The following is a 26,497-nucleotide window of genomic DNA, read 5'->3' on the forward strand; positions in this document are numbered from 1 at the left end:
ACACTTTGATCACATCAAAACAATGGCTATATCTTATAACACAACATTTTCTTACAACTATGAAAGCCGCCTGATATTCAGTTCTATTTAGGCGGCTTTCTGTTTATACATAGATGGTATTTTGAGTAAAAACATCATTTTTTTATGAAAAGAGGAAATGTAAGTGCTTTTATAAGAGGCGGGGGTTATGGATGGGTGAAAGGTGATTTTATAAATAAGAGGTAAAAGCGAAAGGCAAAGGAGATCAAGCAAAAGGGGTTGGGACAAATTATGATAAGAAAATGGCGTGTTTATTCACTGTTTCTCTTACTGACGCTCGTTTTGGCGGGCTGCGGTGAACCATACTTATCAACACTCAAGCCAGTTGGGGAAGTAGCAGATAAACAGTTTTTCCTAACGGTACTGAGTACACTTATTATGGTTCTTGTCGTTATTGTTGTATCGATCATTTTCTTTTACGTCATCATTAAATTCAAACGTTCTAAAGTGGGAGAAGATACGATTCCTAAACAGGTAGAAGGGAACCGTAACCTCGAAATTACGTGGACAGCGATTCCGATACTTCTACTCATTATTCTCGTTGTACCTGTTGTGGCATACACGCTTGAGCTAGGGGATACAAGCGCCATGGATAAGAAAAAACGAGATCCTGAAAAGACACTTGTAGTGAATGTAAGAGCCAGCTTATATTGGTGGGAATTTGAATACCCTGATTATGGGATTGTGACAAGTCAGGAATTGATTGTTCCAACTGATCAAAAGGTTTATTTTAAGCTGAAAGCATCTGATGTGAAACACTCATTCTGGATTCCATCAGCTGGGGGTAAAATTGATACAAATACAGACAACGAGAACAAGTTTTATTTAACGTTTGACTCAAAACGAACGAAAGATGCTGGAGAATATTTCTATGGGAAATGTGCAGAGCTTTGTGGTCCATCACATGCTTTAATGGACTTTAAAGTTAAAACGCTTTCTCAAGATGAGTTTTTAGGCTGGACGAAAAAGATGACAGATTATAAGAAGCCTGCATCTACGTCAGATCTAGCCCTTGAGGGTGAAAAACTCTTTAAAGAGAAAAACTGTTTAAGCTGTCATGCGGTAGAGCCTGGAGATGAACGGCCAGAGGCGGCAAGGACTGCACCAAACCTTGCAACCTTCGGAGAGCGGACAAAAGTAGCTGGAATTAAAGACATGAACAAAGAAAATGTCAAAGCATGGCTGAAAGATCCAGAGAGCTTTAAACCAGGTAATAAGATGACAGGGACGTACCCTAAACTAAATGACTCAGAAGCAGACGCACTCTACGAGTATTTAAAAGGTCTTAAAATACAGTAAATGCCTTGAGCAGCTTGAAGTTGCGCACATTCAAAAGGGTATACGATCTATGTGAAGTTTTTGTTAAGAGCTCCCGAATAAGTCTCTACATCCAAGAATAAGTCATCTGTCAGATATAGTCTGTTTTTAGAACGTGAAGATAGACATTGATATGAAAAGGGGCAAATGGGAGATAAGAGGGGGATTTCATGGTGAGTACAATAGCTAAAAAGCGGGGGTTTGGCGCTGTCTTATGGGATTACTTAACGACGGTTGACCACAAAAAAATTGCCATACTATATTTAGTGGCAGGGGGATTTTTCTTTTTAATTGGTGGCCTGGAAGCGATGATTATCCGTATTCAGCTAGCCATCCCTGAAAATGATTTTGTGAGTGCAGGGTTTTACAATGAAGTCATGACGATGCATGGAACAACGATGATTTTCCTTGCAGCAATGCCGCTTTTATTTGCATTAATGAATGCGGTTGTACCCATTCAAATTGGTGCACGTGACGTAGCGTTTCCATTTGTGAATTCACTTGGTTTTTGGCTGTTCTTTTTCGGAGGTATTTTCTTAAACCTTGGATGGTTTATGGGCGGAGCACCTGATGCAGGCTGGACTGCCTATGCGTCGCTCACGCTGAATTCAGAAGGGCACGGCATGGATTTCTATATTTTAGGGTTGCAGATAGCGGGTATTGGTACGCTAATTGCCGGAATCAACTTTCTTGCAACGATTATTAATATGAGAGCGCCAGGTATGACGTATATGAGAATGCCGCTCTTTACCTGGACGACGTTTGTGGCATCTGCACTAATTTTATTCGCATTCCCGCCGCTGACAGCAGGGCTTGCGATGCTGATGCTTGATCGAATGTTTGATACGAGCTTTTTTAATCCAGAGCTCGGCGGAAATACAATCATCTGGGAGCATTTGTTCTGGATTTTTGGACACCCAGAAGTGTATATCTTGATTTTGCCGGCATTTGGGATTTTCTCTGAGATCATTCCGGTGTTTGCAAGAAAAAGATTGTTTGGTTATTCGTCCATGGTGTTTGCGACTGTATTAATTGGTTTCCTTGGATTCATGGTGTGGGCGCATCACATGTTCACAACAGGACTTGGTCCAATTGCCAATGCGATCTTTGCCGTAGCCACAATGGCGATTGCGGTGCCAACTGGAATTAAAGTATTTAACTGGTTGCTCACCATATGGGGCGGTAATGTGAAGTTTACAACGCCGATGCTATATTCCGTTGCGTTCATTCCGTCATTCTTACTTGGCGGTGTAACCGGCGTCATGCTTGCAGCAGCAGCAGCGGATTATCAGTTCCATGACACGTACTTCGTTGTGGCGCATTTCCACTATGTCATTATCGGTGGTGTGGTCTTCGGTATTTTAGCAGGTGTGCATTATTGGTGGCCGAAGATGTTTGGGAAAATACTGAATGAGAAGCTTGGGAAAATTGGCTTTGTGCTGTTTTTCGTCGGTTTCCATTTAACGTTCTTTATCCAGCATTTTCTCGGTCTTTGGGGCATGCCGCGCCGAGTCTTTACATTCTTACCAGGTCAGGGTCTTGACCTTGGGAACTTGGTCAGTACGATTGGGGCACTGTTCATGTTTGTAGCAGTTGTCATCATGCTGATTAATATCATCTGGACGACAGCAAAAGGGGAGCGTGTATCGGGCGATCCTTGGGGAGATGGAAGAACGCTTGAATGGGCAGTATCTTCACCTCCGCCAGAATATAACTTTAAGCAGCTGCCTCTTGTACGGGGACTTGATCCATTATGGATTGAGAAAATGGATGGTAAAAAAGGAATGACAGCATCTGAACCGCTCGATGATATTCACATGCCGAATAATTCCATCTTGCCTATCATTATCTCATTCGGTCTATTTGTGTCAGCGTTTGGTTTTATGTATCGTCAAGAACACAGCTGGGGTCTACCGGTGATCTTCATTGGTCTTGGGATCACGTTTGCGACCATGCTCGTTCGCTCTCTTAAAGATGATCATGGATACCATATTCACAAAGAAGATTTGACGGATGACGATGACAAAGGGGTGAAAGCATAATGGAACCACAAAAAATGACAGCGGAAACCTTTCCGGCTTCTCCTGAGAAAGCCACGTTAGAAGGAAAGAATAAGTTCGTCGGGTTCTGGTTGTTTCTTGGGGGAGAAACGGTCCTGTTTGCATCTTTGTTTGCCACTTATTTGGCGCTGAAAAATTCAAATGCAGGCGGCGCAACAACAACTGAAATGTTTGACCTCACACTTGTCTTTATTGCCACAATGCTTCTGTTAACGAGCAGTTTAACGAGTGTGTATGCTATGTATCATATGAAAAACTTTGCCTTTAAAAAAATGCAGCTTTGGCTAGGTGTAACCGTTCTTTTAGGTGCTGGATTTTTAGGGGTAGAAATTTATGAGTTTTATCATTATGTGCATGCGTATGAATTTACCATTACGAGCTCTGCACTTGGCTCTTCCTTCTATACGCTTGTTGGAACACACGGGGCTCACGTCGCATTTGGACTTTGCTGGATCACCGCTCTGATGATTCGGAATATGAGACGCGGACTCGATTTATACAATGCACCAAAATATTATGTGGCAAGCCTTTATTGGCACTTCATTGATGTTGTGTGGGTCTTCATCTTTACCGTTGTATATTTAATGGGAATGGTGGGATAAGAATGGGAAATAAAAACACAAATCAGTCCAAAGTCGATCTTGTCTATCGGAAAAAGAAAAATGCCGAAGAAATGAAGCATCAGCTCATTTCTTTCGGCTTGATGATTGGTTTAACGTTTGTTGCCTTTTTAACAATCGCCTCTGAAGACGTCGGAAATTGGTTCGCTGTCCCTTTTATTTTACTGCTTGCAGTGATTCAGGTCGCTTTTCAGCTTTATTATTTTATGCACATGAACCAAAAAGGGCATGAAACACCCGCGTTGTTTCTTTACTCAGGTGTGTTTGTCGCGTTTATTACCGTTTTAGCCTTTTTGACCATTATTTGGTGGTAAGCTCGCTTTGCCCTTGAAGGAGGCGCAGCAATGGAAAACTTAGAGATATTTGGATTTCGTGCATTATGGAGTCCTTACTATTTGACATGTATTGTAGCAGCAGCCGCTTTTTATCTGCTTCTCGTGACGAAGGGTAAGCACCGTGCGACGGTGAAAGAGAAAACGCTGTTTCTCACGGGACTTGTGTTGCTTTATGCAGTGAAGGGGAGCCCGATTGATTTAATGGGGCATATTATGTTCAGTGCGCATATGGCGCAAATGGCAGTGCTCTATTTGGTCATCCCGCCCCTTCTTATTACAGGTTTACCTGCGGCGATTTGGGAGCGGATCATTCAAACACGGGGTATTCAGCCGATTTTCCGCTTGTTTTCTAAGCCGTTGATTGCCTTACTCGGATTTAACGGGTTGTTTTCGCTGTATCATATTCCGCTTGTGTTCGATTTTGTCAAAACAGATCCGTTTTATCACGCATTGATGACGGTTGTCATTTTTATCGCTGCCTTTTTCATGTGGTGGCCGCTTGTCCATAAAGTGCAAAGTCAGCCGCAGATTACAGGCATTTTAAAGCTTGGATATATTATGGCAGATGGGATTTTAATGACACCTGCCTGCGCACTCATTATGTTTAGTGAAGCGCCTATCTATGCCACTTATTCAGATGCCGGCGCATGGATACAAGCACTGCACCTATGCGTACCGAGTGATATGCTTGCAGGTCTTGCGCTTACGGGACCTGACATGTTTCATACATTGCCGCTGCTAGAAGATCAGCAGCTAGGTGCTATTTTGATGAAAATCATTCAAGAGATTGTATACGGATCCATTCTTGCTGTTGTCTTCTTTGACTGGGCGAGAAAAGAAAGAGCGAAAGATGCCGTACCAGATGCGCTCATTCCGAAATATGAATAAATGAAAAGCACAGCCGCAGGGGCTGTGCTTTTATGCTTCAGCAGTTATCGCTTCTAGTTTTTCTTTCAATTGGTTCAGTGTTTTTTTGCTGGATTGAATAAGAGATTTAGGGAAATCTTCGCCTTCTCCATATTCAACACCATGCGGATAATAGTGTTTTCCAAGTAAAGGTGTCAGCAGCTGGATGTGGGCTTTTTTGGAGCCGACATCTCCCTCAGTGGCGTAGCCAGAGATCCGTAAGTAAAACGTCCCCTCTACCATGTTATACTTCCTGTCGTACGTCACACGCTCATAATCCCATTGATCGGCTCGTACAAATCCTTCACTTTCCATAATGAAATCCAATTTATTTAAGTCAGCTGATACCTTTTCAATCCCCGTACCTTCAAACTTCACCCAAAACCCCTCCTTATAAAAATTCCCTTTACTGACAATCATAGTATGAAAGCGTTAAACTTTCAACTGTGAAAGGTATGTTCTTTTATAAGCTGGTTACAGTAATAAAGAAAATAACGGATGGAGGAATCAACGTGAAAACGAAAAAAATCAAAGATATCATGACGAAAAAAGTAGTGACGTTGCAAAAGGACGACAATGCGTATGAAGCGGCAGTCAAAATGAAAGATAATGACATTGGTGCCATTCCAGTAGTCGACGGAGATCAGCTTGTTGGTATTGTCACAGACCGCGACCTTGTACTTAGAGGTATTGCTGAGAAAAAGCCGAACTCACAAGAGGTTGGTGCCCTCATGACGAAGGAAGTTTTGACAGCTGAAGAAGATGCAACCCTAGAAGAAATTGTCCGGTTGATGTCAGAACATCAGCTCCGCCGTATCCCGGTTGTCAAAAACGGGGCACTCACAGGAATCGTAGCCCTTGGGGATTTATCAGTTGAAGATTTATCAAACGATCGTGCAGGTGATGCCCTGACGGAAATCTCTCAACAAGACCAGGATCATGGCCAAGGATTTCTTCATTAGGAGGGGCATATTTTAAATTCGTGTTAAATAGGCTGTATTGTCGTTGATAAATGGAGCAAGTTTTGTTTAAATGACAGTAGAAGGTACTTTTTGTACCTTGCCAATTTAACGGAGGTGTTTATTTGAAAACTGTGCTGAAAACACTCTTCATCCTCCTGATTATATCTGGAACGTACGTTCTGTTTATTCAATATGGATCTTCACCAGAAAAAGAAAACAGCAATGAGCCGAAGGTGTCTAATGAAGAAACATCTAGCGATAAGCCGATCAACATTCCGAAAAAAGGTCTCATGTCCTTTATGGGGAAGTCTTCAAACGAAGTGCTTAAACAGCTAGGGGAACCAGATCGCATTGATCCTTCCGCATATGATTATGACTGGTGGATATACAATCAATCGAAGAAGCACTATATTCAAGTAGGGGTAAAGGACAGTAAAGTGGTGACCTTGTTTGCGACAGGGGATGGGCTGAATGTTGAGCCGTTTAAAATCGGTCAAGCCACAAGTGAAGTGTTTAAAAAAACACAAATCGCTCCTTACATTCATGTAGAGGACGAGGGAAATTCATATCGCTTTGAATTCTCAGAAGATGATATGAATACCAGGCCGACGGTGAAAGTAGGAGATGATGTGTATGTCCAGCTCTACATGGATAAGTTTGAAAGCACTCTTTCGAGCATTCGAGCCTTTAACGCAGATACATTTGTCAAACAAAAGCCGTATGAAGTCGTTTATCGAGGTCAATTAATTGAACCTGAGGCGATATCAGGCGAAAAGTGGAAGGATATTGAAGCGTCGAGTCAAAAACAAATTTTTGATATGACCAATATTATCCGCCATAAGTACAAACTGCCGACCTTAAAGTGGGACGATGAAACCTCTGAAGTGGCATTCATGCATAGTGAGGACATGAAGGATAATCATTATTTCTCCCATGAATCTAAAAAATACGGCACGCTGAAAGACCGGTTAGAAAGAGGCGAGGTCGCATTTCAGCTTGCGGGGGAAAACATTGCGTATAATTATGTTGATGGCCCTGCAGCTGTAGAAGGTTGGCTGAATAGCGAAGGTCACCGGAAGGCATTGTTAAATCAAGATTACACGCACCTTGGCGTTGGTGTGAAAGAAAAGTATTATACACAAAACTTCATTAAGAAAACGTCTTAATCCTCTAAACAGCTGCGCACAGATGGCGGCTGTTTTTTTATGAAAAGGGCTCACCAAAATAGACCCAGATGTATATAGTATAGTAGGCATTTGTATGGGGGGTGAGGATATGACAAATAAGCAAAAGCAAACATCCATTGATGAATTTAAACAGTTCGTCAGACGCCATCCGAAATTAATTCAAGAAGTGCAGACGCAAGAAAAAAGCTGGCAAAGTTTATACGAGAATTGGGTCATGTTTGGTGAGGAAGATGACATGTGGTCTCCTTACCGGCAAACACAAACGGAAGAAGCAAAAGAAGAAAAAGCCGCTAAGCAAAGTGAACCGGGAAAAGCAGATTTTATGTCTAAAATGGTTTCTGCAGTGAAAAAAATGGACGCTGATCAAATGAATGAACAAATTAATAAAATGAGCCAGTCTATTTCCTCTTTACAAAGCTTACTCGGTCAATTTTCATCAAATGGCTCAAAGAAGGGTTCATCTGGAGGCAGCCAGCACCCATTCTCCTTCAGGAAAGATTAATTGAAAGGGGATGCTTTTGGTGCGAAGAGAAGTACAAGAGTTTGTCATGGCCGAAGAGGATCGAATCAAATTCATCAGGCAGCGCCCACTCTGGTATAGACAGTTAACGCGGCATCCTGAAAATGTCACTTCGTTTGAATTAGATAAAATGAACTTTTACGAAAAAACCATTCCTCATCGTGTGAGCCAGTTGAGCAATAGTGTCCAAATGGCTGAAATGATGATCCAGATGTTCCAAGCAATGCGCAATCAAAATGGAGCCGGGTGAGGCTTTTTTTGAGTTGATTAAGATGTCTATTTCATGAGCATCCTATGAAAGTAGACGAAAGGAGAATCAGAACATGAAATGGATGCTGTCAATATGCGCATTGCTTTTTCTTCTCACCGGATGTCAAAGTCAACATGATCAAGAGCAAGTAACTAGGCAAGAACCAGCAGTACCAGTCATGCAGCAGACGCAAAGTGAAATGAAGCAGCAAGGCTTTTTAAAATACAAAGTGCAGGGATCTGTTGTGTATATAGAAAGTACACTTCAAGATTTTCACCTTGAACCTTCACCCCTAAAAAAGGATAAGAAGGCTGGGTATTTTACTGTGTATGTAGACGGGAAACGGGCAGGCAATGAGTATACTGCGGCGTTTGTGGTCAAGCACCTTTCAAAAGGAAAGCATAAAATGACCGTTGTGCTAAATTCTCGTCACCCTGAATATAAGCAGAAAAGAGAGACGTGGGATGTATTTGTTACGTAAAAGCATTTTCTGATCCATAGGTTTCGTGGTAAACTATGAATTGGAGGTGCAACATTTATGTATGCGACAATCGAATTCGTGGAGCTCCAAGAGGAAGCAAATCAATTGGCTGCCATGATTCTTCAGTCGGAGGAGGCTGAACATTACCGCAACTGCTTTAAGCGTCTCCAGCAAGACGAAGAAGCCCAACAAATTATTGCCCATTTTACAAAAGTAAAAGAGCAATATGAAGATGTGCAGCGGTTCGGCAAATACCATCCGGACTATAGAACGATCTCAAAAGAAATGCGTGAGGTCAAAAGAAAGCTAGATCTTCACGATACAGTGGTTGATTTCAAAAAAGCAGAAACAGCGATTCAATCCATCTTAGATGAGATTAGTATTGAAATCGGTCAAGCTGTATCAGCATATATTAAAGTTCCAACAGGGAACCCATATTTTGATGGTCTATCATCATGCGGCGGTGGCTGTGGATCAGGAGGCAGCTGTGGCTGTAAAGTATCTTGACGAGACTTGAACGTCTCGTCTTTTACATAATGAACGGAAAGAATTGAAAAGCGGCAGGTGAAAAGATGGATACCAAACGTCAAGGGATGGTCGTTTGGCTGCATTCGTTAAAGCAGTCAAAAGCGCTAAGGAAATTTGGGAATGTTCACTATATTTCAAGGAAAATGAAATATGCAGTGATTTATTGTGATATGAATGATCTTGAGCGCCACATGGCTAAGCTCAGTTCATTGCCATTTGTAAAACGTGTTGAGCCTTCCTATAAACCTTTTATTAAATTAGAGTACGAATCGAAATTGGACAAAGCAAAAGAGTATGATTATAAGGTGGGCTTTTAAAGACACAAAAAAACCCCCGCGGCATCACCCGCGGGGTCCTTCTATTCTTAATGATTCATTAAGGAGAAGGCAAAGGGAGAGGAGAAACCGGAGGAAGAACTTATGGGGAAACGTAAGTCTTCTCCGCGGTTGGCAACAGCACCACATCAGATGCTGTTAACAGTAGTATGACCCTCTCTTTTGTGATCTATACATAGAAAATGAATGGAATTCAGTGCATTGTCCCATGTGGAGTGGATATGGTAAGATAATGTTGAATTTTTTGTCATCAAACAATATTCAATAGATGCAAGCAGAAAAAGTGGTGGAAAAATGAGAGTGATTTCTGGAACAAAAAAAGGCCGCACGCTGAAAGCCGTACCCGGCCAATCAACAAGACCAACAACAGATAAAGTAAAAGAATCCATTTTTAATATGATTGGACCGTATTTTGATGGGGGATGGGCCCTTGATTTATTTGCTGGAAGTGGTGGTTTAGGAATTGAAGCGCTTTCTAGAGGATTCGATCATTGTATATTTGTGGATCGAGATATGAAGGCGATTCAGACGATTAAAGGCAACTTGAATCAATTGTCGCTGATGGATCAAAGTGAAGTGTTTCGAAATGATGCAAACCGTGCACTCGCCGCTGTAGTGAAGCGAGAAGAATCTTTTCAAGCCATCTTCCTTGATCCGCCGTATAAAGATCAAAAGTTGAAAGCACTTCTTGATACGATTGATGAGCATTCCTTATTAGCAGATGATGGCGTCATTGTGTGTGAGCATGATAAAGATGTGACACTGCCAGAGGAAGCAGGACAGCTGCATATCTCAAGGCAGGAAATGTACGGAATGACTGGCATTACGATCTATAGAAAGCGGGGAAATTAAAGCATGGGGAATATAGCCGTTTGTCCGGGTAGCTTCGATCCAGTCACATTGGGCCATTTGGATATTATCAAAAGAGGGGCAAAGATTTTTGATGAAGTATATGTGTGCGTCCTCAATAACTCGTCAAAAAAGCCGTTGTTTACTGTTGAAGAGCGATGTGAACTCATTCGTCAAGCAACAAAGGAGCTACCAAATATCAAAGTGGAATCCTTTCATGGACTGCTCGTTGATTATGCGAAACAAAAAGAGGCGAAAGTCATTTTGCGCGGACTTAGAGCGGTGACGGACTTTGAATACGAGATGCAAGGGACATCAATGAACAAAGTGTTGAATGATGACATTGAAACGTTCTTTATGATGACGAATAATCAATACTCCTTCTTAAGTTCAAGCATTGTTAAAGAAGTAGCGAAATATCATGGATCAGTCAAAGAGCTTGTACCGCAAGAGGTCGAAGCTGCGCTGAAAGAGAAATTTAATGGATGAGTGCATTGTGCACTCATCCATTTTTTAATTTCTGATAATAGAGCGCAATATACACGATCAGACTGAACAAGGTGATGAGAGGACCAGCAGATACAAGCTGATTCCATAACATGCTGCTAAACATCACGACTTGCTCGCTTGTTTCAAATGCCCCTGCTGGAAGCGCCATGTCTGCTTTAGAGACATAAAGGGGTTTGAATAACAAAAAAGCAAAGACGGCTGCGTAAATACCGTGAAGCAAACGGGCGAAGAAAAACGGTTTAAAGCGTATATCGGTGGCTGCCAAAATCCCGGCTACCTGAGCTTGAACGGAGAATCCGCTAAATCCTAAAATAAAGCTGACCACAATTGTTTTAGCGAGCATGGAAACCTCTTGTGATCCTGTGAGCTGACTTCCTAATGTGATTTCAAATAGACCCGCAATCATGGCTAGATCTAATTCCGGCGGAAGGTGCATCGTTTTCAGTATAGAGCCGATCCCGATAGAGAGAAGATCTGTCACATGAACGACAGCGAGCATTTGACTAAAGACAGAAAATAAAATGATAAAGCCGCCAATCATAAAGAGCGTTTGAACAGATGACATGACAGCGTCACTTAATATTTGGCCAAGTGGTCTTTTTTCTGCAAGTCTTGCCGTATGAAGAGCGCTGAATGCTTCTCGAATTGGAGGCAATAAAAATCCTTTTCGGCTTCTGAGGTGCGCATCATGACGTGCTTTATATCCGCGCATCGTCACCCCAACCGCGAGATTTCCTAAATAATGTGCACAGGCTAACACAATGCCTATAGCTGGGTGATGAAAAAATCCTACAGCCACTGCTCCAAAAATGAACAAAGGGTTTGAAGAATTGGTAAATGACACAAGGCGTTCTGCTTCAATTCTTGTCAGCTGTCCTTCCTGCCGAAGTCTTGTCGTCAATTTAGCGCCAGAAGGAAAACCAGAGGCCATTCCCATCGCCAGTACAAATCCGCCGACACCAGGCACCCGAAAGATAGGCCGCATAAATGGCTCTAATAATACGCCGACAAATCTGACAATCCCGAAACTGATTAATAGCTCGGACAAAATAAAAAAAGGTAGCAGCGATGGAAAAACCACTTCCCACCACATTGCAAGTCCATTTTTCGATGCTTGCAAAGAGGCTTGTGGATGTGTAATCACAGTGGCTGTTAAAAAGATAAAAAAAGCAGCGATGAACAGAGTGTTCCATTTTTTCATGGAGATGTCGCCCCTTGCCGTTATAATCTATTGGCGAGCTCGTGATTAAAGAAAAAGAGATGCTAGCCGAGCCTGTCTTCTATTACTATACGATGAGAAGGGGCATGTTTAGACCTATAGATTCGTATATATGCATAGAAAGAGGAGGGTGGATTCATGAAACGACCGATTATCGGGCTTGCGCTGGGCTCTGGGGGTGCCAGAGGGATGGCGCATATCGGGGTTTTATCTAGTCTTGAGAAACAAGGAATTCAGGTGGATATGATCGCAGGAAGCAGTATTGGTGCTCTTGTGGGGAGCTTTTATGCAGCAGGACAAGACGTAGAAAAAATGAAAAAACTTGCACTTGTCTTCAGAAGAAAGTATTATGCTGACTATACACTGCCAAAAATCGGTCTGTTAAAAGGAAATCGAATTTTGCAACTGATTCACACGTTTACATATGGGAAGAATATTGAAGAAATGCGCGTGCCTCTTGCGATTGTCGCCTGTGACCTTCAGACAGGGGAGAAGGTTGTGTTCAAAGAAGGGTCTGTCTCACAAGCAGTCAGGGCAAGCATTAGCATTCCGGGTGTGTTTGTTCCGCATGAAATAGGCGGCAGGCAATTGGTGGATGGAGCGGTAGTGGACCGCATTCCTGTTTCTGTTCTCAAAGAAATGGGGGCAGATCTCATTATCGCCTCTGATGTATCAAGGGTGAAAAAAACAGAAAAGGCAACGAGATTATCGGATGTCATTATGCAAAGTTTGGACATCCTTCAAAATGAATTGGTTCGTCACCAAACCATTCATGCAGATCTCATGATTCGGCCGAAGCTCGAGACCTTTAGCTCTAGTGCGTTTACACAGGTTCAAGAAATGATTGAAGCAGGTGAACTCGCCGCCGACCAACTAAAAGGAAAACTGAAAGATGTCATTGATAAATGGGAGTGTTAATCGAATGAAAAAATTAAATATTCGCTGGCTCAGCTTTTTTGCTGTTGTTCTAGTCTTATTTGGCTTAACTTTTGTGAAACTGCCCTATTACGTCACAAAGCCAGGTGATGCAACAGAAATTGCGCCACACATTCAAGTAGACGGAGGATATGGCGAGAAGGGCAGCTTTTCTCTTATGACCATTAAAGTAGGTCCAGCCAATCCATATACGTATTTGCTTGCAAAAATGAACAAGTATGACGAAATCGTTCCAGAAGAAAATATTAAAGCGGACGGAGAGTCTGATGAGGATTATATGAAACGGCAGCTGCAGCTCATGAAAAGTTCTCAAGAAAATGCGATGATTGCCGCTTATACAAAAGCAGGGAAAAAAGTAGATTATACGTTTAATGGGGTATATGCGAGCTATGTGATGAAAGGAATGCCTGCATATGGGAAGATTGAAGTTGGTGATAAGATCAAAAGCGTCGACGGCCATACATACGAGTCAGCAGATAAAATGGTTTCGTATATCAGCAGTAAAAAAGCAGGCACGACTGTCCGTTTTGTACTTGAACGTAATGGCAAAGAAATCACGCAGAACGTGACGTTAAAACCATTTAAAGAAGAGCCAAAACGAGTGGGAATTGGCGTATCACTATTTACAGACCGTCATGTGAAAGTGTCTCCTTCTGTGAAAGTGGATATTGAAAACATCGGCGGTCCATCGGCTGGTTTAATGATGTCACTTGAAATTTACAATCAGCTGACAAAAGAAGATGAAACACATGGCTATGCGATCGCAGGAACTGGAACGATTGATGCAGATGGTACAGTCGGACCGATTGGCGGAATTGATCAAAAGGTTGTTGCAGCAGACAAAGCAGGAAAAGACATCTTCTTTGCACCGAATGATAAAGGTGACCCAAACTCTGACTACAAAAATGCAGTCAAAACAGCAAAAGATATTAAAAGTGATATGAAAATCGTTCCTGTGGATACCATGCAGGACGCACTAAACTATTTAAACAAATTAAAAGAGAAAGCATCATAAAAAAGAGCAGCCTGCAAATCAGGCTGCTTTTTTCTATCGAGATGAAAAGAGTCCGCTCTCTTCATCATATCGAATCGGTGATGTTTTAAACTCTGCTTTTGTTAACTCTGTTTGCATGGGTTCAGAGATGGGAAGGCTGAACACCCTTGAAGCGCGAATATCAAGATCAAGGGCGGGATGTGAAAAGGAAGACAGTTTACTCACAAGTGTTACATCCAACTCTTTTTTTACAAGAGACAAGTACTGTTGTCCTTTCCTTGTCATTCCAAGTAAACGAATATAGGGCGCTTTTTTCTCTTCAAGCAGCTCGTGCATCGTCTTTTTCTTCACGTTCATTAATAGATGCGTATTCATCCGCTGTAACCTTGTCCACGTATATCGTTTTGTTTTGACAAGTGATAGATACTCCTCGTAGGAAGATGCATGTGTCATGGCTTTTTGCATGCGGTGTTCAATGCCTTCTTCAATTTCATAGATGCCCTCTAGTTCACTCGTATCCATTGTATGAAAAACGTGTTTCAGAAAGCGAAAATAGGCTTCTTGCGTATGTAAAAGACCATATGAAGAATGATAGTCGTGTAATTGCTTTAAAGTAGCGTCTGGGAGGTAGGGCGTGACTTCTTGAAATGAGCACTGTTCTTTTAAAGCTTTTCGGATACTTGTGGCGCTTGCGATTTTTTGGTTGTCAGGCAGTTCTTCATCATGATAATCAGATGCAATTCTTTGAGACGTAAAAGGCTGCATGTGAGGAGCTCTCTCTAAGATGGCTTTAACATAATGAAAGCCTAAAATGTTATTTGGTTTGGACAAATCCAGTAAGTGTTCAGAATGAATGGCCTCTTGAAACGCACCTGCTGCTGCTGCGGGATAACTAAGACCTTCTTTCACCTTTTCTTTTGTTAAAAGATCAATCTCTGCCTTTTTTTCATGCCAAGCGTGTGCTGTGCGCTCAAATGCGTTGATCTCTCCATCCTCACTGCCGAAAAAAAGAGAATGGCATTTTAATGCATCGAGGATGGACACAGCGCCATTGGCGAAGGTTTCTGCCTTTTGTACGGCATATATGTATGGAAGCTCACACACAATGTCTACACCGTTTTGCAGTGCCATTTTTGTACGTGCCCATTTTGAGACGATGGCAGGCTCCCCGCGCTGGAGGAAAGAACCGCTCATAACGGCAATGGCAACATCTGAGGAGGTTTGTTTTTTCGCCTGATTCACATGATAGGCATGCCCATAATGAAATGGATTGTACTCGACAACGACTCCCACTGCTTTCAATAGATGTTCCGCCTTTCTTGCTATGGTTAAATGGTCTGTGCTACAGTAGCATAAGGGAAAAATGAAGACCATTTTTTTCAGTGTAGGCATTCCGAGAACTGATGTCAAACAGCCCTTTGACATCATGAAGGACTGTAAAGAAAAAATATTGACAAATAGCATGATGAAAGCTATAATCATGTTTGTTGCTCTTAGAGGTGATACAATTGAAATGGACAGTTTATCAGTTACATCAAAAAGCTAAAAACAGCTTCGATTTTCATGAGACGGTTGACTTAAATGAACTTACTAGCCTTCATTCAGATATACGTCGTATTTCACCAGTAGAGGTGAAAGGGACTGGAGTGATCGAATCAAAGCAAGTCGCATTTGATTTAACCATCACAGGTGAAATGACATTGCCTTGTTCAAGAACGCTTGTTGATGTAAATTATCCATTTGCGATTTCAACAAAAGAACTATTTGTACTTCATAAGACAGACGATATAGAAGATGAAGACGTATCTGTTGTAGAAGACGATATCATCGACTTAACGCCTATAGTCAAGGAAGAAATTCTTCTTGAAGTGCCTATGCAAATCTTTTGCGACCAAGCTGGCGTAAAAGGTGCTGCACCACAGGAAGGGAATGACTGGGCAGTCATTTCGGAAGATGCACATCAAAACCGAATTGATCCTCGTCTGGAAGGCTTGAAGAAGCTCTTAGAAGAAAATAATGAATCTTAACTCTTTAAGGAGGTGGGAATAATGGCTGTACCTTTTAGAAGAACTTCTAAAATGAAAAAAAGATTGCGTCGTACGCATTTCAAACTACAAGTACCTGGTATGGTAGCTTGCCCAGAATGCGGTGAAATGAAAATTTCTCATCGTGTCTGCAAATCTTGCGGAACATACAAAGGCAAAGACGTAAAAAGCAACTAATGCTTGATAAAAAAACGTGAGGGAATCTTCCCTTGCGTTTTTTTATTGATCTATTTTTTAGGTTTCTCTCCTGCAAATAGTCTATCTACTCTAGTAAGCGCATATGATGTGGTATTCAGATTCAGGGGGGATGATGAGTTGACGATTACACGGCAGGACGCATGGACACAAGATGAAGATTTACTTTTAGCAGAAGTTGTTTTAAGGCATATCCGAGATGGGGGTACCCAGCTTTCAGCATTTGAAGAGGTTGGAAAAGCATTGTCAAGAACAGCAGCAGCATGTGGATTCAGGTGGAATTCTTACGTCAGAAAGCAGTACCAAGCAGGCATTGAGCTTGCCAAAAAACAGCGAAAAGAACTGCGTAAAAAAATTGGTATCCATTCTTCGGGTTTACCGCAGCATGCGTTCACCATAGAGGAGAAGGCATCTTCTGATCAGACTGAACTGACGCTTCGAGAAGTAATTCGGTTTCTAGAGCAGCTTGAGAAAGAACCATCTGGTCCAGCTTATTTACGGCAGGAGCTTAAAGATGCACAGCATCAATTAAAATCACTCACCGAAGAAAATGAACAGCTGAAACGTCAATTAAAAATGACAGAAGAAGATTACCGGGCACTTATTGGTATTGTTGAAAGAGTCAAACAGAATATCAGCTTAAAAGATTACGCAAAATAAGAAAACGCCCCTCACAGATGGAAAGAGGGGCGTTTTCTTAATGATTAAAATGATTAAGCGGACTCACCTGTGTTCTTTTGAATATGTGCAGGCTCCCAAATGAGTGGGTTTTCTCCTTTATCGCGTTCCATATCATATTTCACCGCTTCAAAGCCCATTTTATCCCAAAAACCGGCAGATTTGACGCGTGGATTCGTTCGAATTGGAAGGCCAAAAGATTTTGCGAAATCAACAAGTGCTTCGCCGTATCCTTTACGCTGATATCCTGGCAGCACTTCTAGCTTCCACAGCTCTAGATAATCATGATTATGGTCAAAATACGTCGTCGTCGAGCCATCTACTTGATAGAGGCTCATACGTGCCACAAGCTTATCTCCAAAGTAAATCCCATAAAATGGAGAGTTGCTGTCATTTTCAATCATATTACTTTCTAGGTCTTCAAGCATGGAAAGTTCTTGTATGCCATATTCCTTAAATTGTTTAAATTCCTCTAATGTTTTGTAGTTAATCAGAAGACGTTTTACTTGTGTCATGTGATCTTCCCCCTTACACACATAATGTCGACAGTGATGTCATTGAAGGCGTTTTCATCCCATCCGCCTAAAAAAGTTTTTACACTTATTATTATAGTTTTTTAATTAAAAAAATTCAATCATAGCGCGTTATCTGCTTTTTGCATCGTAGCACTAAACTGGTAAAATGGTTGATAACATGAAGTAAACAGAAAAAAGGAAGTGCGGCAATTGAAAATTGGAATCATTGGCGGTGGTGCGATTGGTCTGCTTTGTGCCAGTTATTTATCAGAGCATCATGACATCACCGTCTTTACAAGAAGAAAACAGCAGGCAGAAGAAATTCGAGCATTAGGCATCGAACGAATGGTAAGAGGGGAAACCATTCAATCAGCTGTTGGGGCCGATACGAGGGTCAAAGGAATATTTGATTTGCTGATTGTGACAGTGAAGTATCATCATCTGCAAGATGTTCTAGGGGAATTATCGGGACTGCCTCGTCATCGGATCTTATTTTTGCAGAACGGAATGGCCCACCTCGTCGATTTAAAGAACTGGAAAACGGCACATCAGTTATATATTGGTGTAGTAGAGCATGGCGCAATGAAGGTGTCTGATCGCGCAGTAAACCATACAGGAATTGGTGTCATCAAGTGGGGAGCATTTCTGCATGAGGAAAAAGAACCTATGGGTAGTGAACTATCAACGGTCGATTTTCAAATGGTTTATACAGATGAATGGAAGAAAGTACTGGAGGAAAAACTGCTCGTCAATGTGTGTATTAATCCGTTGACGGCTTTATTACATGTGAATAATGGGGAATTGGTATCGAACCCGTCATATGAACATATGATGACATGTGCATTTGAAGAAGCGGTTTCCATTCTAGGGTTGCTTGAGAAAGATCGTCTATGGGCTCATGTGAAATCAATTTGCCATCAAACGGCTGCCAATCAATCGTCGATGCTGCAAGATATCGTCAAAGGCCGCCAAACTGAAAGAAAAGCAATCATTGGCTACCTTTTAAAAAAAGCTCAAGGTCAAGGGATGACGCCGCCATTCCTCACTTTCTTGAATAGAAGCTTGGAAGTATTGGAAAAAAAGCAAACAAAATCTTTTGAGTGAGCTCATTTACATGCTATACTTTTTTCGGGAAACTAACTATTTATTGAAGAAAGGAAGTTCTAAACATGCAATTGACTGAACTTTCCATCCGAAGTCAGAATTTATTCATACGTGATTATATAGAAGAAAAAAAAGAGATGACTGCTTTTTTTGATTATGATATACATTCTGAGCACACATGGAAAAAGAGATACGACGATCTCATGGAAAGGAGCTTCCCGCGCGAGGCTTTAGCGGATTATATGAGCGCATATCATGCAAAATTTGATTCGGCTGCCATGCGTGAGAATATTGAGAAGATCCGTGATGAACGGAGCGTCATGGTGGTTGGAGGACAGCAGGCAGGCCTCTTAACAGGTCCGCTTTATACCATACATAAAATCATTTCCATTATTCAGTTTGCCAAAGAAAAAGAATCAGAGCTTGGCGTTCCTGTTATTCCGGTCTTTTGGGTAGCGGGTGAAGATCACGACGTAGACGAAATTAACTTTGTGTACACGTCTGGCGAAAAAGGCCCAGTCAAACAAAAGCTTCCATTACATCATGTGAAAAAAACAGCTGCGAAAAGAACACCTCTCCACCAAGAGAAAACAGAGAGATGGCTTCGTGATGTATTTTCAACCTATGAGGAATCTGCTTACACAAATGACTTGTTTGATCAGCTTCTTCGATGTTTACGCAAATCAGAAACGTTTACTGATTTCTTTGAGTGGATTGTTTGCGATCTATTTGAAGAAGATGGACTGCTGTTATTGAATTCAGGAGACTTCGGCGTGAAGCCACTTGAACGTACGTTATTCAAGCAAATTGTGGAGTCGAGTGATGCGATCGTGGCTCACTTAAATAACACGCAAGCTGCCATGGAACAAGCGGGGTATCAGCCGATTATTGAAGCTGGTGACCATCAAGCCAACTTGTTTTACGAATATGATGATGAGCGTTTCCTCATTGAACAAGAGAATGGCCAATTTTCTATATCTGAAGTGGGGCTTACTTGGACAAAAGATGAGCTTTTGCAGGAAGTCGAGGAGCACCCAGAGCGGTTTAGCAATAATGTGGTGACCCGTCCATTGATGCAGGAAACCCTTCTTCCAACGCTTGCTTTTATGGCTGGACACGGTGAAGTGAACTATTGGGGTGAGCTGAAAGGCATCTTCGAGTACTTCGATGTCAAAATGGCACCCGTTCTTCCAAGATTGCACGTCACCATTCTTGAAAGGCATATTGATAAGAAGCTGCCGATAAGAGAATTGTCGGTTGAAGAAGTGCTGACAAAAGGCGTGAAAGAAAAGAAGGATGCGCACTTTCAGCAAAGTCTTCCAGACAGCTTCGTTCAATCGGTTCAACATGCTAAACGTGAATTAGCGAATGTTCACGAGGCCATGAGACAAGAAGCGCTAGAGATCGAACCAAGCTTTGAACAGCTATTAGATAAAAATGCCAAATTTATAGAAGACCAGCTTCAATTTGTTTATCAAAAGGTTGCAAAGCGTGTGGAAGAGAAGGAAGGATACATCCTTCGAGATTTTGAACGGATTGAAAATAGTTTAAAACCACTCGAAGCACCACAAGAAAGAATTTGGAATATCATGTACTTTTTAAACAAATATGGTCCAGAATTCTTCAAAACGTTCAAAAATCTGCCATTTTCATTTCAAAACAAGCAACAAATTGTCAAACTTTGAAATAAAGTTTTAATGAACCCTGACTAGTTCAGGGTTTTTTTTTATGTAGAAACAGTGTAAAATAAGTTTTGTGGAGAGAAGTGGTGGATAGTGGAGAGTATAGGTGAGAAAGTGGGGCTCTGATGATCATGTTCATGGGTGAATACCAACATACGATTGATACAAAAGGGCGCATGATCATCCCTGCTAAATTTAGAGACGGTCTCGGAGAACAGTTTGTGCTGACGAGAGGGCTTGATCAATGTTTATTTGGCTACCCTATGAGTGAGTGGAAACTAATTGAAGAGAAACTCAAAGCACTGCCGCTAACGAAAAAAGATGCACGTGCGTTTACCCGGTTCTTCTTCTCCGGCGCAGTTGAATGTGATCTGGACAAGCAGGGGCGCATTAACATCGCATCCAACCTACTCCAATATGCAAAACTCGAAAAAGAATGTGTGGTCATCGGCGTTTCAAATCGAATTGAGTTGTGGAGTAAGTCGATCTGGGAACAATATACAGAAGAGCAAGAAGATTCTTTTGCTGAAATTGCTGAAAACATGATTGGATTTGATATATAATAATCCCTTGTGCAGCAAGCTTTCTACACATTCATTTCTATTTGAAAAAGGTGGGACCATATCATCATGTTTCAACATGAGACAGTATTATTAAAAGAAACAGTTGACGGTTTAAACGTCAAAGAAGACGGTACATATGTGGACTGCACGCTAGGCGGCGCAGGTCATAGCTCATATTTACTATCTCAATTATCAGAAAAAGGTACATTAATTGGGTTTGACCAAGACGATGCTGCACTGGATCATGCACGAGAGAAGCTCGCGGATTCTAAAGCGAACATTCTTTTCATAAAAAGCAACTTCCGATATTTAAAAGAACGTCTGAATGAACAAGGAATTACAAGCGTAGACGGTGTGATTTTTGACCTTGGGGTTTCATCACCTCAGCTTGACACACCAGAGAGAGGCTTTAGTTATCACCATGATGCACCTCTTGACATGCGAATGGATCAAACCGCTGCTTTGTCGGCAAAACAAGTGGTGAATGAATGGCCATTTGAAGATCTAGTTCGGATTTTCTACAAATATGGGGAAGAAAAGTTCAGCAAGCAAATCGCACGCAAAATTGAAGAAGCCAGAAAAAAAGCGCCAATTGAAACAACAGGAGAGCTTGTCGACATTATTAAAGAAGGAATTCCCGCACCTGCAAGACGAAAAGGCGGACATCCAGCGAAAAGAGTATTTCAAGCGATCCGAATTGCCGTAAATGATGAATTGAAAGTATTTGAAGAAGCACTAGAACAAGCAATAGAGTTACTCAATCCGAAGGGGAGAATTTCTGTCATTACATTCCATTCACTTGAAGATCGGATTTGTAAAAGTACATTTAAAGAAATGTCTTCTCTTCCAGAACTTCCGCACGGACTGCCAGTGATTCCAGAAGGACTTGAACCAAAACTGAAGCTGATCACGAGAAAACCAATCGTTGCATCAGAACAAGAGCTGGAATATAACAACCGTGCCCGTTCAGCGAAGCTCCGAATTGCAGAAAAAAAGTAAACGACACCATAGATGATGATAAAAAGGAGGTTTCTTATGAGTAATTTGGCTTACCAAAGAGAAGTAAAGCAACATCAAACCGAGCAACAAGGTCAATCGGTTGTGATTAGAAGAAGAGGTTCTATTACACTTGGTGAAAAAATCTTACTTGTCATGTTTGTCATGGCTCTCATGTGCAGCTCGATCCTCATCATTTCGAAAGCCTTTGCTGTTTATCACGCAAATATCGAAGTGCAGAAACTAGAACAGCAAGTGACTTTAGAATCGAAAAAGATCACTGAACTGCAAAAGCAAAAAGATTTACTAAGTGAACCAGAGAGAATCATTGAAGCCGCTAAAAAAGCAGGCTTAAGCATGTCGAAAGATGTTAAGAAGGTCGATTAACATGGCGATGCCTAAAAAGAATAAAATGATGAACAGAGGCGCGGCAATTGCGAGTATTTGCTTCGCCCTGTTTTTCTTTATCATCCTTGCACGTTTTATTTATATTCAGATTACGGGAACCGTCGATGGACAAGTGTTAGCTGCAAAAGCCAATGAACAATATCAATCGAAAAAAACACTTGAAGCCAAAAGAGGGTCCATTTTAGACAGAAACGGAAATGTGATTGCGGAAGATACATCTGTGTATAAACTGATTGCGATCATGAGCAAGAAAATGACGGTCGATCCAAAGCATCCGATGCATGTCGTTGACAAAGAAAAGACAGCAAAAGAGCTGTCAAAAGTCATTGATATGAGTGAGAGTGAAATTTTAAAGCGTCTGAATACAAAGGATGCGTTCCAAGTCGAGTTTGGTAAAGCCGGAAAGGATATTAGTTTTTCAACTAAGGAAAAAATTGAAAAGCTAAAACTTCCTGGGATCGCCTTTGAAAAAGATACAAAGAGGTATTATCCAAACGGCATGTTTGCTTCGAACTTAATCGGTTATGCTAGATTAGATGAAGCCACCAAGGACATGTCAGGCGCAATGGGTCTAGAAAAGGCTCTGAATAAATATTTAAAAGAAAAAGATGGCTATGTAACGTATAACAGCGACAGAAGCGGATGGGCACTTCCAAATAGTAAAGAAGACATCGTTGCCCCGAAAGACGGGAAAAACGTCACATTGACCATCGACCAAAAAATTCAAGCATTTCTTGAAGAAAGTATGACGCAGGTCGCTAAAAAATATAAGCCGAAGAAAATCATTGCGACAGTCGTTGATCCGAAAACTGGAAGAGTTCTTGCAATGGGACAGCGGCCAAGCTTTAATTTAAATGAACTCGACATTACGAATTATAACAACGATGTCATTTCTTACGCATTTGAACCAGGTTCAACGATGAAAATTTTTACACTCGCTGCTGCTATCCAAGAAGGAGTGTACCAAGGCAGTGACAAGTATCAGTCTGGTACTTATAAAGTAGGCGGCGGTCTTGTAAGAGACCATAACAACGGAAATGGCTGGGGAAAAATTGATTTTCATGAAGGTGTTCTACGTTCTTCAAACGTAGCTTTTGCGAAATTGGCAAAAGAAAAATTAGGTTTCACACGCTATGAACAATACTTGCAAAAATTCCATTTCTATGACAAAACAGGCATAGACTTGCCGAACGAAGCGTCTAGTAAAATCAATTTCAGATACGAATATGACAAAGCATCGACTGCTTATGGTCAGGCGTCCGCGATTACCCCAATTCAGCAAATTGAAGCGGCGACAGCCATTGCAAACGGTGGAACGATGATGAAGCCATATGTAATCGATCATATTACAGACCCGAACACAAACAAAACAATTTTACAGCACGAACCAACAGTAGCAGGAAAACCAATTTCTTCTGATACAGCGAAGCAAGTCCGTGACATTTTAGGTGAGGTCGTTTCCTCAAAAATTGGCACAGGACAGCCATATCAAATCAAAGGTTTTGATGTCGCTGGGAAAACGGGTACAGGACAAATTGGCGGTGCTGGCGGCTACCTTCAAGGGAGAAACGATTACGTCTTTTCATTTATGGGAATGGCACCAAAAGATGATCCGAAGCTGCTCGTTTATGTGGCTGTCCAACAGCCTCAGCTATCTGAAACACAAACAGGCTCTGCCCCTGTTTCAGAAATCTTTAACCCTGTGATGAAAAATAGTTTGCTCTATTTAAATATCGCACCAACAAAAACAGACGATAAAAAATCTGGCAAACAGAAAATAAAACAAGAAACAATGCCGTCATTCCTAGATTTAGAAGTGAAACAGGCAGAAACAGAAGCAAAAAACAAAAAGTTATCACCTGTTGTCATTGGTGACGGTTTATCCATTAAACGCCAATGGCCAAATGCGGGCTCTGAATTCTCTGAAAGCCAGAAAGTCTTTTTGAAAACAGCAGGGAAAACCATTAAAATGCCTGATATGACAGGCTGGTCCAGAAGGGAAGTTCTTCAATATGCGTCTATTTCAGGTGTGCATATTGAAACAAATGGACAGGGATATGCTGTCAAACAAAGCGTGAAAAGTGGAGCAGAGATTTCAGATAAAGTCGTCACAGTGACCTTCAAAAGTCCAAATTAACTTGAAAACCTAGCAAATCATTTGCTAGGTTTTTTTCTTTTGCTTGAGCGATGGACGAGATCGTTCTATAAAAAGACGAGCCTGCATATGATGAAAACAAGCCATATGTAAGGAGTGAACCGGGCGTGCGAGTGTCAAGTGTAACAGTGAGAAAACGATTGCTTTTCGTGCTGCTGTTTGGGGTGATCATTTTTTTCATCATAGATACTAGATTAGGATATGTGCAGTTTATTATGGGCGAGAAGCTGACAAGTTTAGCGAAAGATTCATGGAGCCGTAACCTCCCATTTGAACCAGAACGAGGAGATATTTTGGACCGAAATGGGGTGGAGCTTGCGACGAACAAAAGTGCTCCCTCTATTTTAGTCGTGCCGCGGCAAGTGAAAGACCCAGCAGAAACAAGCAAAAAATTAGCTGCAGTACTGAATATGTCTGAGGAGAAAGCGTACAAGCATGTCACCAAGAAAACGTCTATAGAGCGGATTTCTCCAGAGGGGAGAAAAGTATCTCATGAAAAAGCAAAAGAAGTCAGAGAGCTCGATTTAGATGGAGTCTATGTAGCAGAGGACAGCATCAGACATTACCCGTTTGGAAGTTTCTTATCTCATGTATTAGGTTTTGCTGGAATTGATAATCAAGGCTTACTTGGGCTAGAAGCGTACTATGATGATGACCTAAAAGGTGAAAAAGGCTCTGTGAAATTTTATTCTGATGCAAAAGGGCAGAAAATGCCAGATGAAGCAGATGATTATACACCGCCTAAAGATGGCCTTGATATGAAATTAACAGTTGATTCAAAAGTGCAAACCATCATCGAACGAGAACTAGACAATGCTCAGGCAAAATATAACCCAGATGGCATGATTGCCATTGCCATGAATCCGAAAAATGGTGAGGTGCTGGGAATGTCGAGCAGACCTGACTTTGATCCGGCTGACTATCAATCAGTTGATTCAAAAGTATTTAACCGAAACTTACCGGTGTGGAGCACATATGAGCCAGGATCGACGTTTAAAATCATTACACTGGCAGCTGCCTTGGAAGAAAATAAAGTGAATTTAAAACGTGATCATTTTTTTGACAGCGGATCTGTGACAGTGGATGGCGCAAGGCTCAGATGCTGGAAAAAGGGAGGACATGGATCACAGTCGTTTCTAGAAGTGGTACAAAACTCTTGTAACCCAGGTTTCGTCGAGCTAGGCGACCGTCTTGGAAAAGATAAACTATTTTCTTATATTAAAAATTTCGGCTTTGGTCAAAAGACAGGAATCGACCTTCAAGGAGAAGGTAGAGGAATTTTGTTCCCGCTTGATCGTGTTGGTCCTGTAGAACAGGCAACAACAGCCTTTGGTCAAGGTGTATCTGTTACGCCGATTCAACAAGTGGCTGCAGTGGCAGCCGCAGTAAATGGAGGAACGCTTTACACGCCGTATATTGCAAAAGAATGGATCGATCCAATTACAAAAGAGGTAGTTAAAAAGCAATCACCAATTGCCAAGAAGAAAGTCATTTCAGCGGAGACGTCTAAAGAAATCAGGTATGCCCTTGAAAGTGTAGTCGCTCAAGGAACTGGTCGGAATGCATTCGTTGAAGGATATCGCGTGGGCGGAAAAACAGGAACAGCACAGAAAGTAAAAGACGGAAAGTACATGGAAAATAACCACATTGTGTCATTTATCGGGTTTGCACCTGCGGATGATCCAAGCATTGTTGTATATGTAGCAGTAGATAACCCCAAAGGCACGATTCAATTTGGTGGGACAGTAGCCGCACCTATTGTGGGCCATATTATGCGAGACAGTCTGCCTGAAATGGGCGTGAAAAAAAGAAAAGGACAAATTGAAAAGAAGTACCAATGGCTGGACACAAAAACCATTGAGGTACCGAATCTTGTAGGAGGATCTGTTTCTGACCTTGAATCACTCCTGATTAATTTAAAGATTGATGCTTCAGGAACTGGCAGTAAAGTGGTGAAGCAATCGCCTGCTGCCGGCACAAAGGTCAAAGAAGGTTCCACGATCCGATTATACTTAAATGATGAATAATAAAGAATGAACAGAGGGTAGCCGCACTCATTCGGCTGCCTCTTTTTGTTGAAAGAGAAGGGTCGGTTTAAAAAAAGAGCA

30 protein-coding genes are annotated in these 26,497 nt (G+C 41.6%); 26 read left to right on the forward strand and 4 right to left on the reverse strand.

Annotated elements, in window-relative coordinates; translation table 11 throughout:
- Positions 1 to 270 precede the first annotated feature (270 nt).
- The 5 genes from coxB (at position 271) to ctaG (ending at position 5,259) form a co-directional block, all read left to right on the forward strand.
- Entirely contained in the window at positions 271 to 1,338 is a 1,068-nt protein-coding gene (gene coxB / locus NST73_RS07510; RefSeq protein ID WP_039168612.1) for a cytochrome c oxidase subunit II, read from the forward strand.
- A gap of 188 nt (positions 1,339 to 1,526) precedes the next feature.
- Entirely contained in the window at positions 1,527 to 3,398 is a 1,872-nt protein-coding gene (gene ctaD, locus NST73_RS07515) for a cytochrome c oxidase subunit I (protein ID WP_007499823.1), read from the forward strand.
- The gene (gene ctaE, locus NST73_RS07520) at positions 3,395 to 4,018 is read left to right on the forward strand and encodes a cytochrome c oxidase subunit III (protein ID WP_089374148.1); all 624 of its coding nucleotides are present in this window, start codon (positions 3,395 to 3,397) and stop codon (positions 4,016 to 4,018) included. Before ctaD ends, ctaE begins: the two co-directional genes overlap by 4 nt.
- Before the next feature lie 2 nt (positions 4,019 to 4,020).
- On the forward strand, positions 4,021 to 4,350 hold the full coding sequence (ctaF, locus tag NST73_RS07525; protein WP_003211520.1) for a cytochrome c oxidase subunit IVB: 330 nt from the start codon (positions 4,021 to 4,023) through the stop codon (positions 4,348 to 4,350).
- A 30-nt stretch (positions 4,351 to 4,380) separates the two neighbouring features.
- Positions 4,381 to 5,259, forward strand: coding sequence for a cytochrome c oxidase assembly factor CtaG (gene ctaG, locus NST73_RS07530; protein WP_017367183.1), 879 nt, complete (start codon positions 4,381 to 4,383; stop codon positions 5,257 to 5,259).
- Positions 5,260 to 5,289: 30 nt separating this feature from the next.
- On the opposite strand, the gene NST73_RS07535 is transcribed toward ctaG, so the two are convergent.
- Complete coding sequence (locus tag NST73_RS07535) at positions 5,290 to 5,655, reverse strand: YugN family protein (protein WP_008345035.1); 366 nt, start codon at positions 5,653 to 5,655, stop codon at positions 5,290 to 5,292.
- Between the two features lie 161 nt (positions 5,656 to 5,816).
- Here NST73_RS07535 and NST73_RS07540 point away from each other — a divergent pair, with 161 nt between their 5' ends.
- The 9 genes from NST73_RS07540 (at position 5,817) to coaD (ending at position 10,878) form a co-directional block, all read left to right on the forward strand.
- A complete protein-coding gene (locus NST73_RS07540; RefSeq protein ID WP_039168696.1) occupies positions 5,817 to 6,239 on the forward strand; it encodes a CBS domain-containing protein in 423 nt (140 codons plus the stop codon).
- A 122-nt stretch (positions 6,240 to 6,361) separates the two neighbouring features.
- On the forward strand, positions 6,362 to 7,405 hold the full coding sequence (locus NST73_RS07545; RefSeq protein ID WP_058337381.1) for a CAP domain-containing protein: 1,044 nt from the start codon (positions 6,362 to 6,364) through the stop codon (positions 7,403 to 7,405).
- A 109-nt stretch (positions 7,406 to 7,514) separates the two neighbouring features.
- The gene (locus NST73_RS07550; protein WP_024720298.1) at positions 7,515 to 7,928 is read left to right on the forward strand and encodes a YlbD family protein; all 414 of its coding nucleotides are present in this window, start codon (positions 7,515 to 7,517) and stop codon (positions 7,926 to 7,928) included.
- A gap of 19 nt (positions 7,929 to 7,947) precedes the next feature.
- Positions 7,948 to 8,196 carry a YlbE-like family protein gene (locus tag NST73_RS07555; protein WP_017359376.1) on the forward strand — a complete coding sequence of 83 codons (249 nt, stop codon included), beginning with the start codon at positions 7,948 to 7,950 and terminating at the stop codon, positions 8,194 to 8,196.
- A gap of 73 nt (positions 8,197 to 8,269) precedes the next feature.
- Positions 8,270 to 8,677, forward strand: coding sequence for a hypothetical protein (locus tag NST73_RS07560; protein WP_007499810.1), 408 nt, complete (start codon positions 8,270 to 8,272; stop codon positions 8,675 to 8,677).
- A gap of 57 nt (positions 8,678 to 8,734) precedes the next feature.
- Positions 8,735 to 9,184: a YlbF family regulator gene (locus tag NST73_RS07565; RefSeq protein WP_017359375.1), complete on the forward strand. Its 450-nt coding sequence runs from the start codon at positions 8,735 to 8,737 to the stop codon at positions 9,182 to 9,184.
- Positions 9,185 to 9,249: 65 nt separating this feature from the next.
- On the forward strand, positions 9,250 to 9,522 hold the full coding sequence (locus tag NST73_RS07570; protein WP_008345023.1) for a YlbG family protein: 273 nt from the start codon (positions 9,250 to 9,252) through the stop codon (positions 9,520 to 9,522).
- Positions 9,523 to 9,834: 312 nt separating this feature from the next.
- On the forward strand, positions 9,835 to 10,392 hold the full coding sequence (gene rsmD / locus NST73_RS07575; protein ID WP_007499805.1) for a 16S rRNA (guanine(966)-N(2))-methyltransferase RsmD: 558 nt from the start codon (positions 9,835 to 9,837) through the stop codon (positions 10,390 to 10,392).
- A gap of 3 nt (positions 10,393 to 10,395) precedes the next feature.
- Positions 10,396 to 10,878 carry a pantetheine-phosphate adenylyltransferase gene (gene coaD, locus NST73_RS07580; RefSeq protein WP_007499803.1) on the forward strand — a complete coding sequence of 161 codons (483 nt, stop codon included), beginning with the start codon at positions 10,396 to 10,398 and terminating at the stop codon, positions 10,876 to 10,878.
- A 13-nt stretch (positions 10,879 to 10,891) separates the two neighbouring features.
- Here the strand turns inward: coaD and ylbJ are convergent, their stop codons facing one another.
- Positions 10,892 to 12,100, reverse strand: a complete 1,209-nt coding sequence (gene ylbJ / locus NST73_RS07585) for a sporulation integral membrane protein YlbJ (RefSeq protein ID WP_061418996.1) — start codon at positions 12,098 to 12,100, stop codon at positions 10,892 to 10,894.
- A gap of 156 nt (positions 12,101 to 12,256) precedes the next feature.
- Here ylbJ and NST73_RS07590 point away from each other — a divergent pair, with 156 nt between their 5' ends.
- Both NST73_RS07590 and NST73_RS07595 read left to right on the forward strand, forming a co-directional pair.
- Positions 12,257 to 13,036, forward strand: coding sequence for a patatin-like phospholipase family protein (locus NST73_RS07590; RefSeq protein WP_017367186.1), 780 nt, complete (start codon positions 12,257 to 12,259; stop codon positions 13,034 to 13,036).
- Positions 13,037 to 13,040: 4 nt separating this feature from the next.
- Entirely contained in the window at positions 13,041 to 14,069 is a 1,029-nt protein-coding gene (locus NST73_RS07595; RefSeq protein WP_017359372.1) for a SepM family pheromone-processing serine protease, read from the forward strand.
- A gap of 33 nt (positions 14,070 to 14,102) precedes the next feature.
- Here NST73_RS07595 and NST73_RS07600 read toward each other — a convergent pair whose 3' ends face one another.
- A complete protein-coding gene (locus NST73_RS07600) occupies positions 14,103 to 15,530 on the reverse strand; it encodes a nucleotidyltransferase (protein ID WP_342499499.1) in 1,428 nt (475 codons plus the stop codon).
- A 26-nt stretch (positions 15,531 to 15,556) separates the two neighbouring features.
- Here NST73_RS07600 and NST73_RS07605 point away from each other — a divergent pair, with 26 nt between their 5' ends.
- The 3 genes from NST73_RS07605 to gerR all read left to right on the forward strand — a co-directional run bounded on the left by NST73_RS07605 (position 15,557) and on the right by gerR (position 16,948).
- Positions 15,557 to 16,075, forward strand: a complete 519-nt coding sequence (locus NST73_RS07605; RefSeq protein ID WP_061419002.1) for a DUF177 domain-containing protein — start codon at positions 15,557 to 15,559, stop codon at positions 16,073 to 16,075.
- A 21-nt stretch (positions 16,076 to 16,096) separates the two neighbouring features.
- The gene (rpmF, locus tag NST73_RS07610) at positions 16,097 to 16,270 is read left to right on the forward strand and encodes a 50S ribosomal protein L32 (RefSeq protein WP_008354700.1); all 174 of its coding nucleotides are present in this window, start codon (positions 16,097 to 16,099) and stop codon (positions 16,268 to 16,270) included.
- A gap of 138 nt (positions 16,271 to 16,408) precedes the next feature.
- Entirely contained in the window at positions 16,409 to 16,948 is a 540-nt protein-coding gene (gene gerR, locus NST73_RS07615; RefSeq protein WP_342499500.1) for a sporulation-specific transcriptional regulator GerR, read from the forward strand.
- A gap of 53 nt (positions 16,949 to 17,001) precedes the next feature.
- Here gerR and NST73_RS07620 read toward each other — a convergent pair whose 3' ends face one another.
- Positions 17,002 to 17,481: an N-acetyltransferase gene (locus tag NST73_RS07620; protein WP_007499784.1), complete on the reverse strand. Its 480-nt coding sequence runs from the start codon at positions 17,479 to 17,481 to the stop codon at positions 17,002 to 17,004.
- 210 nt (positions 17,482 to 17,691) lie between these two features.
- Here NST73_RS07620 and NST73_RS07625 point away from each other — a divergent pair, with 210 nt between their 5' ends.
- The 7 genes from NST73_RS07625 (at position 17,692) to NST73_RS07655 (ending at position 26,416) form a co-directional block, all read left to right on the forward strand.
- A complete protein-coding gene (locus NST73_RS07625) occupies positions 17,692 to 18,585 on the forward strand; it encodes a 2-dehydropantoate 2-reductase (protein WP_058337377.1) in 894 nt (297 codons plus the stop codon).
- A gap of 65 nt (positions 18,586 to 18,650) precedes the next feature.
- The gene (gene bshC / locus NST73_RS07630) at positions 18,651 to 20,270 is read left to right on the forward strand and encodes a bacillithiol biosynthesis cysteine-adding enzyme BshC (RefSeq protein WP_058337376.1); all 1,620 of its coding nucleotides are present in this window, start codon (positions 18,651 to 18,653) and stop codon (positions 20,268 to 20,270) included.
- Between the two features lie 128 nt (positions 20,271 to 20,398).
- The gene (gene mraZ / locus NST73_RS07635; protein ID WP_003211163.1) at positions 20,399 to 20,830 is read left to right on the forward strand and encodes a division/cell wall cluster transcriptional repressor MraZ; all 432 of its coding nucleotides are present in this window, start codon (positions 20,399 to 20,401) and stop codon (positions 20,828 to 20,830) included.
- A gap of 66 nt (positions 20,831 to 20,896) precedes the next feature.
- Positions 20,897 to 21,829, forward strand: coding sequence for a 16S rRNA (cytosine(1402)-N(4))-methyltransferase RsmH (gene rsmH, locus NST73_RS07640; protein ID WP_125588912.1), 933 nt, complete (start codon positions 20,897 to 20,899; stop codon positions 21,827 to 21,829).
- A gap of 36 nt (positions 21,830 to 21,865) precedes the next feature.
- The gene (ftsL, locus tag NST73_RS07645; protein WP_058337375.1) at positions 21,866 to 22,213 is read left to right on the forward strand and encodes a cell division protein FtsL; all 348 of its coding nucleotides are present in this window, start codon (positions 21,866 to 21,868) and stop codon (positions 22,211 to 22,213) included.
- Positions 22,214 to 22,220: 7 nt separating this feature from the next.
- The gene (locus NST73_RS07650; RefSeq protein WP_024720306.1) at positions 22,221 to 24,371 is read left to right on the forward strand and encodes a penicillin-binding protein; all 2,151 of its coding nucleotides are present in this window, start codon (positions 22,221 to 22,223) and stop codon (positions 24,369 to 24,371) included.
- 125 nt (positions 24,372 to 24,496) lie between these two features.
- Entirely contained in the window at positions 24,497 to 26,416 is a 1,920-nt protein-coding gene (locus NST73_RS07655) for a stage V sporulation protein D (RefSeq protein ID WP_017359366.1), read from the forward strand.
- The last annotated feature ends 81 nt before the right edge of the window (positions 26,417 to 26,497 follow it).

The organism is Bacillus sp. FSL W7-1034, assembly GCF_038593365.1.
Taxonomy (GTDB): domain Bacteria; phylum Bacillota; class Bacilli; order Bacillales; family Bacillaceae; genus Bacillus; species Bacillus altitudinis.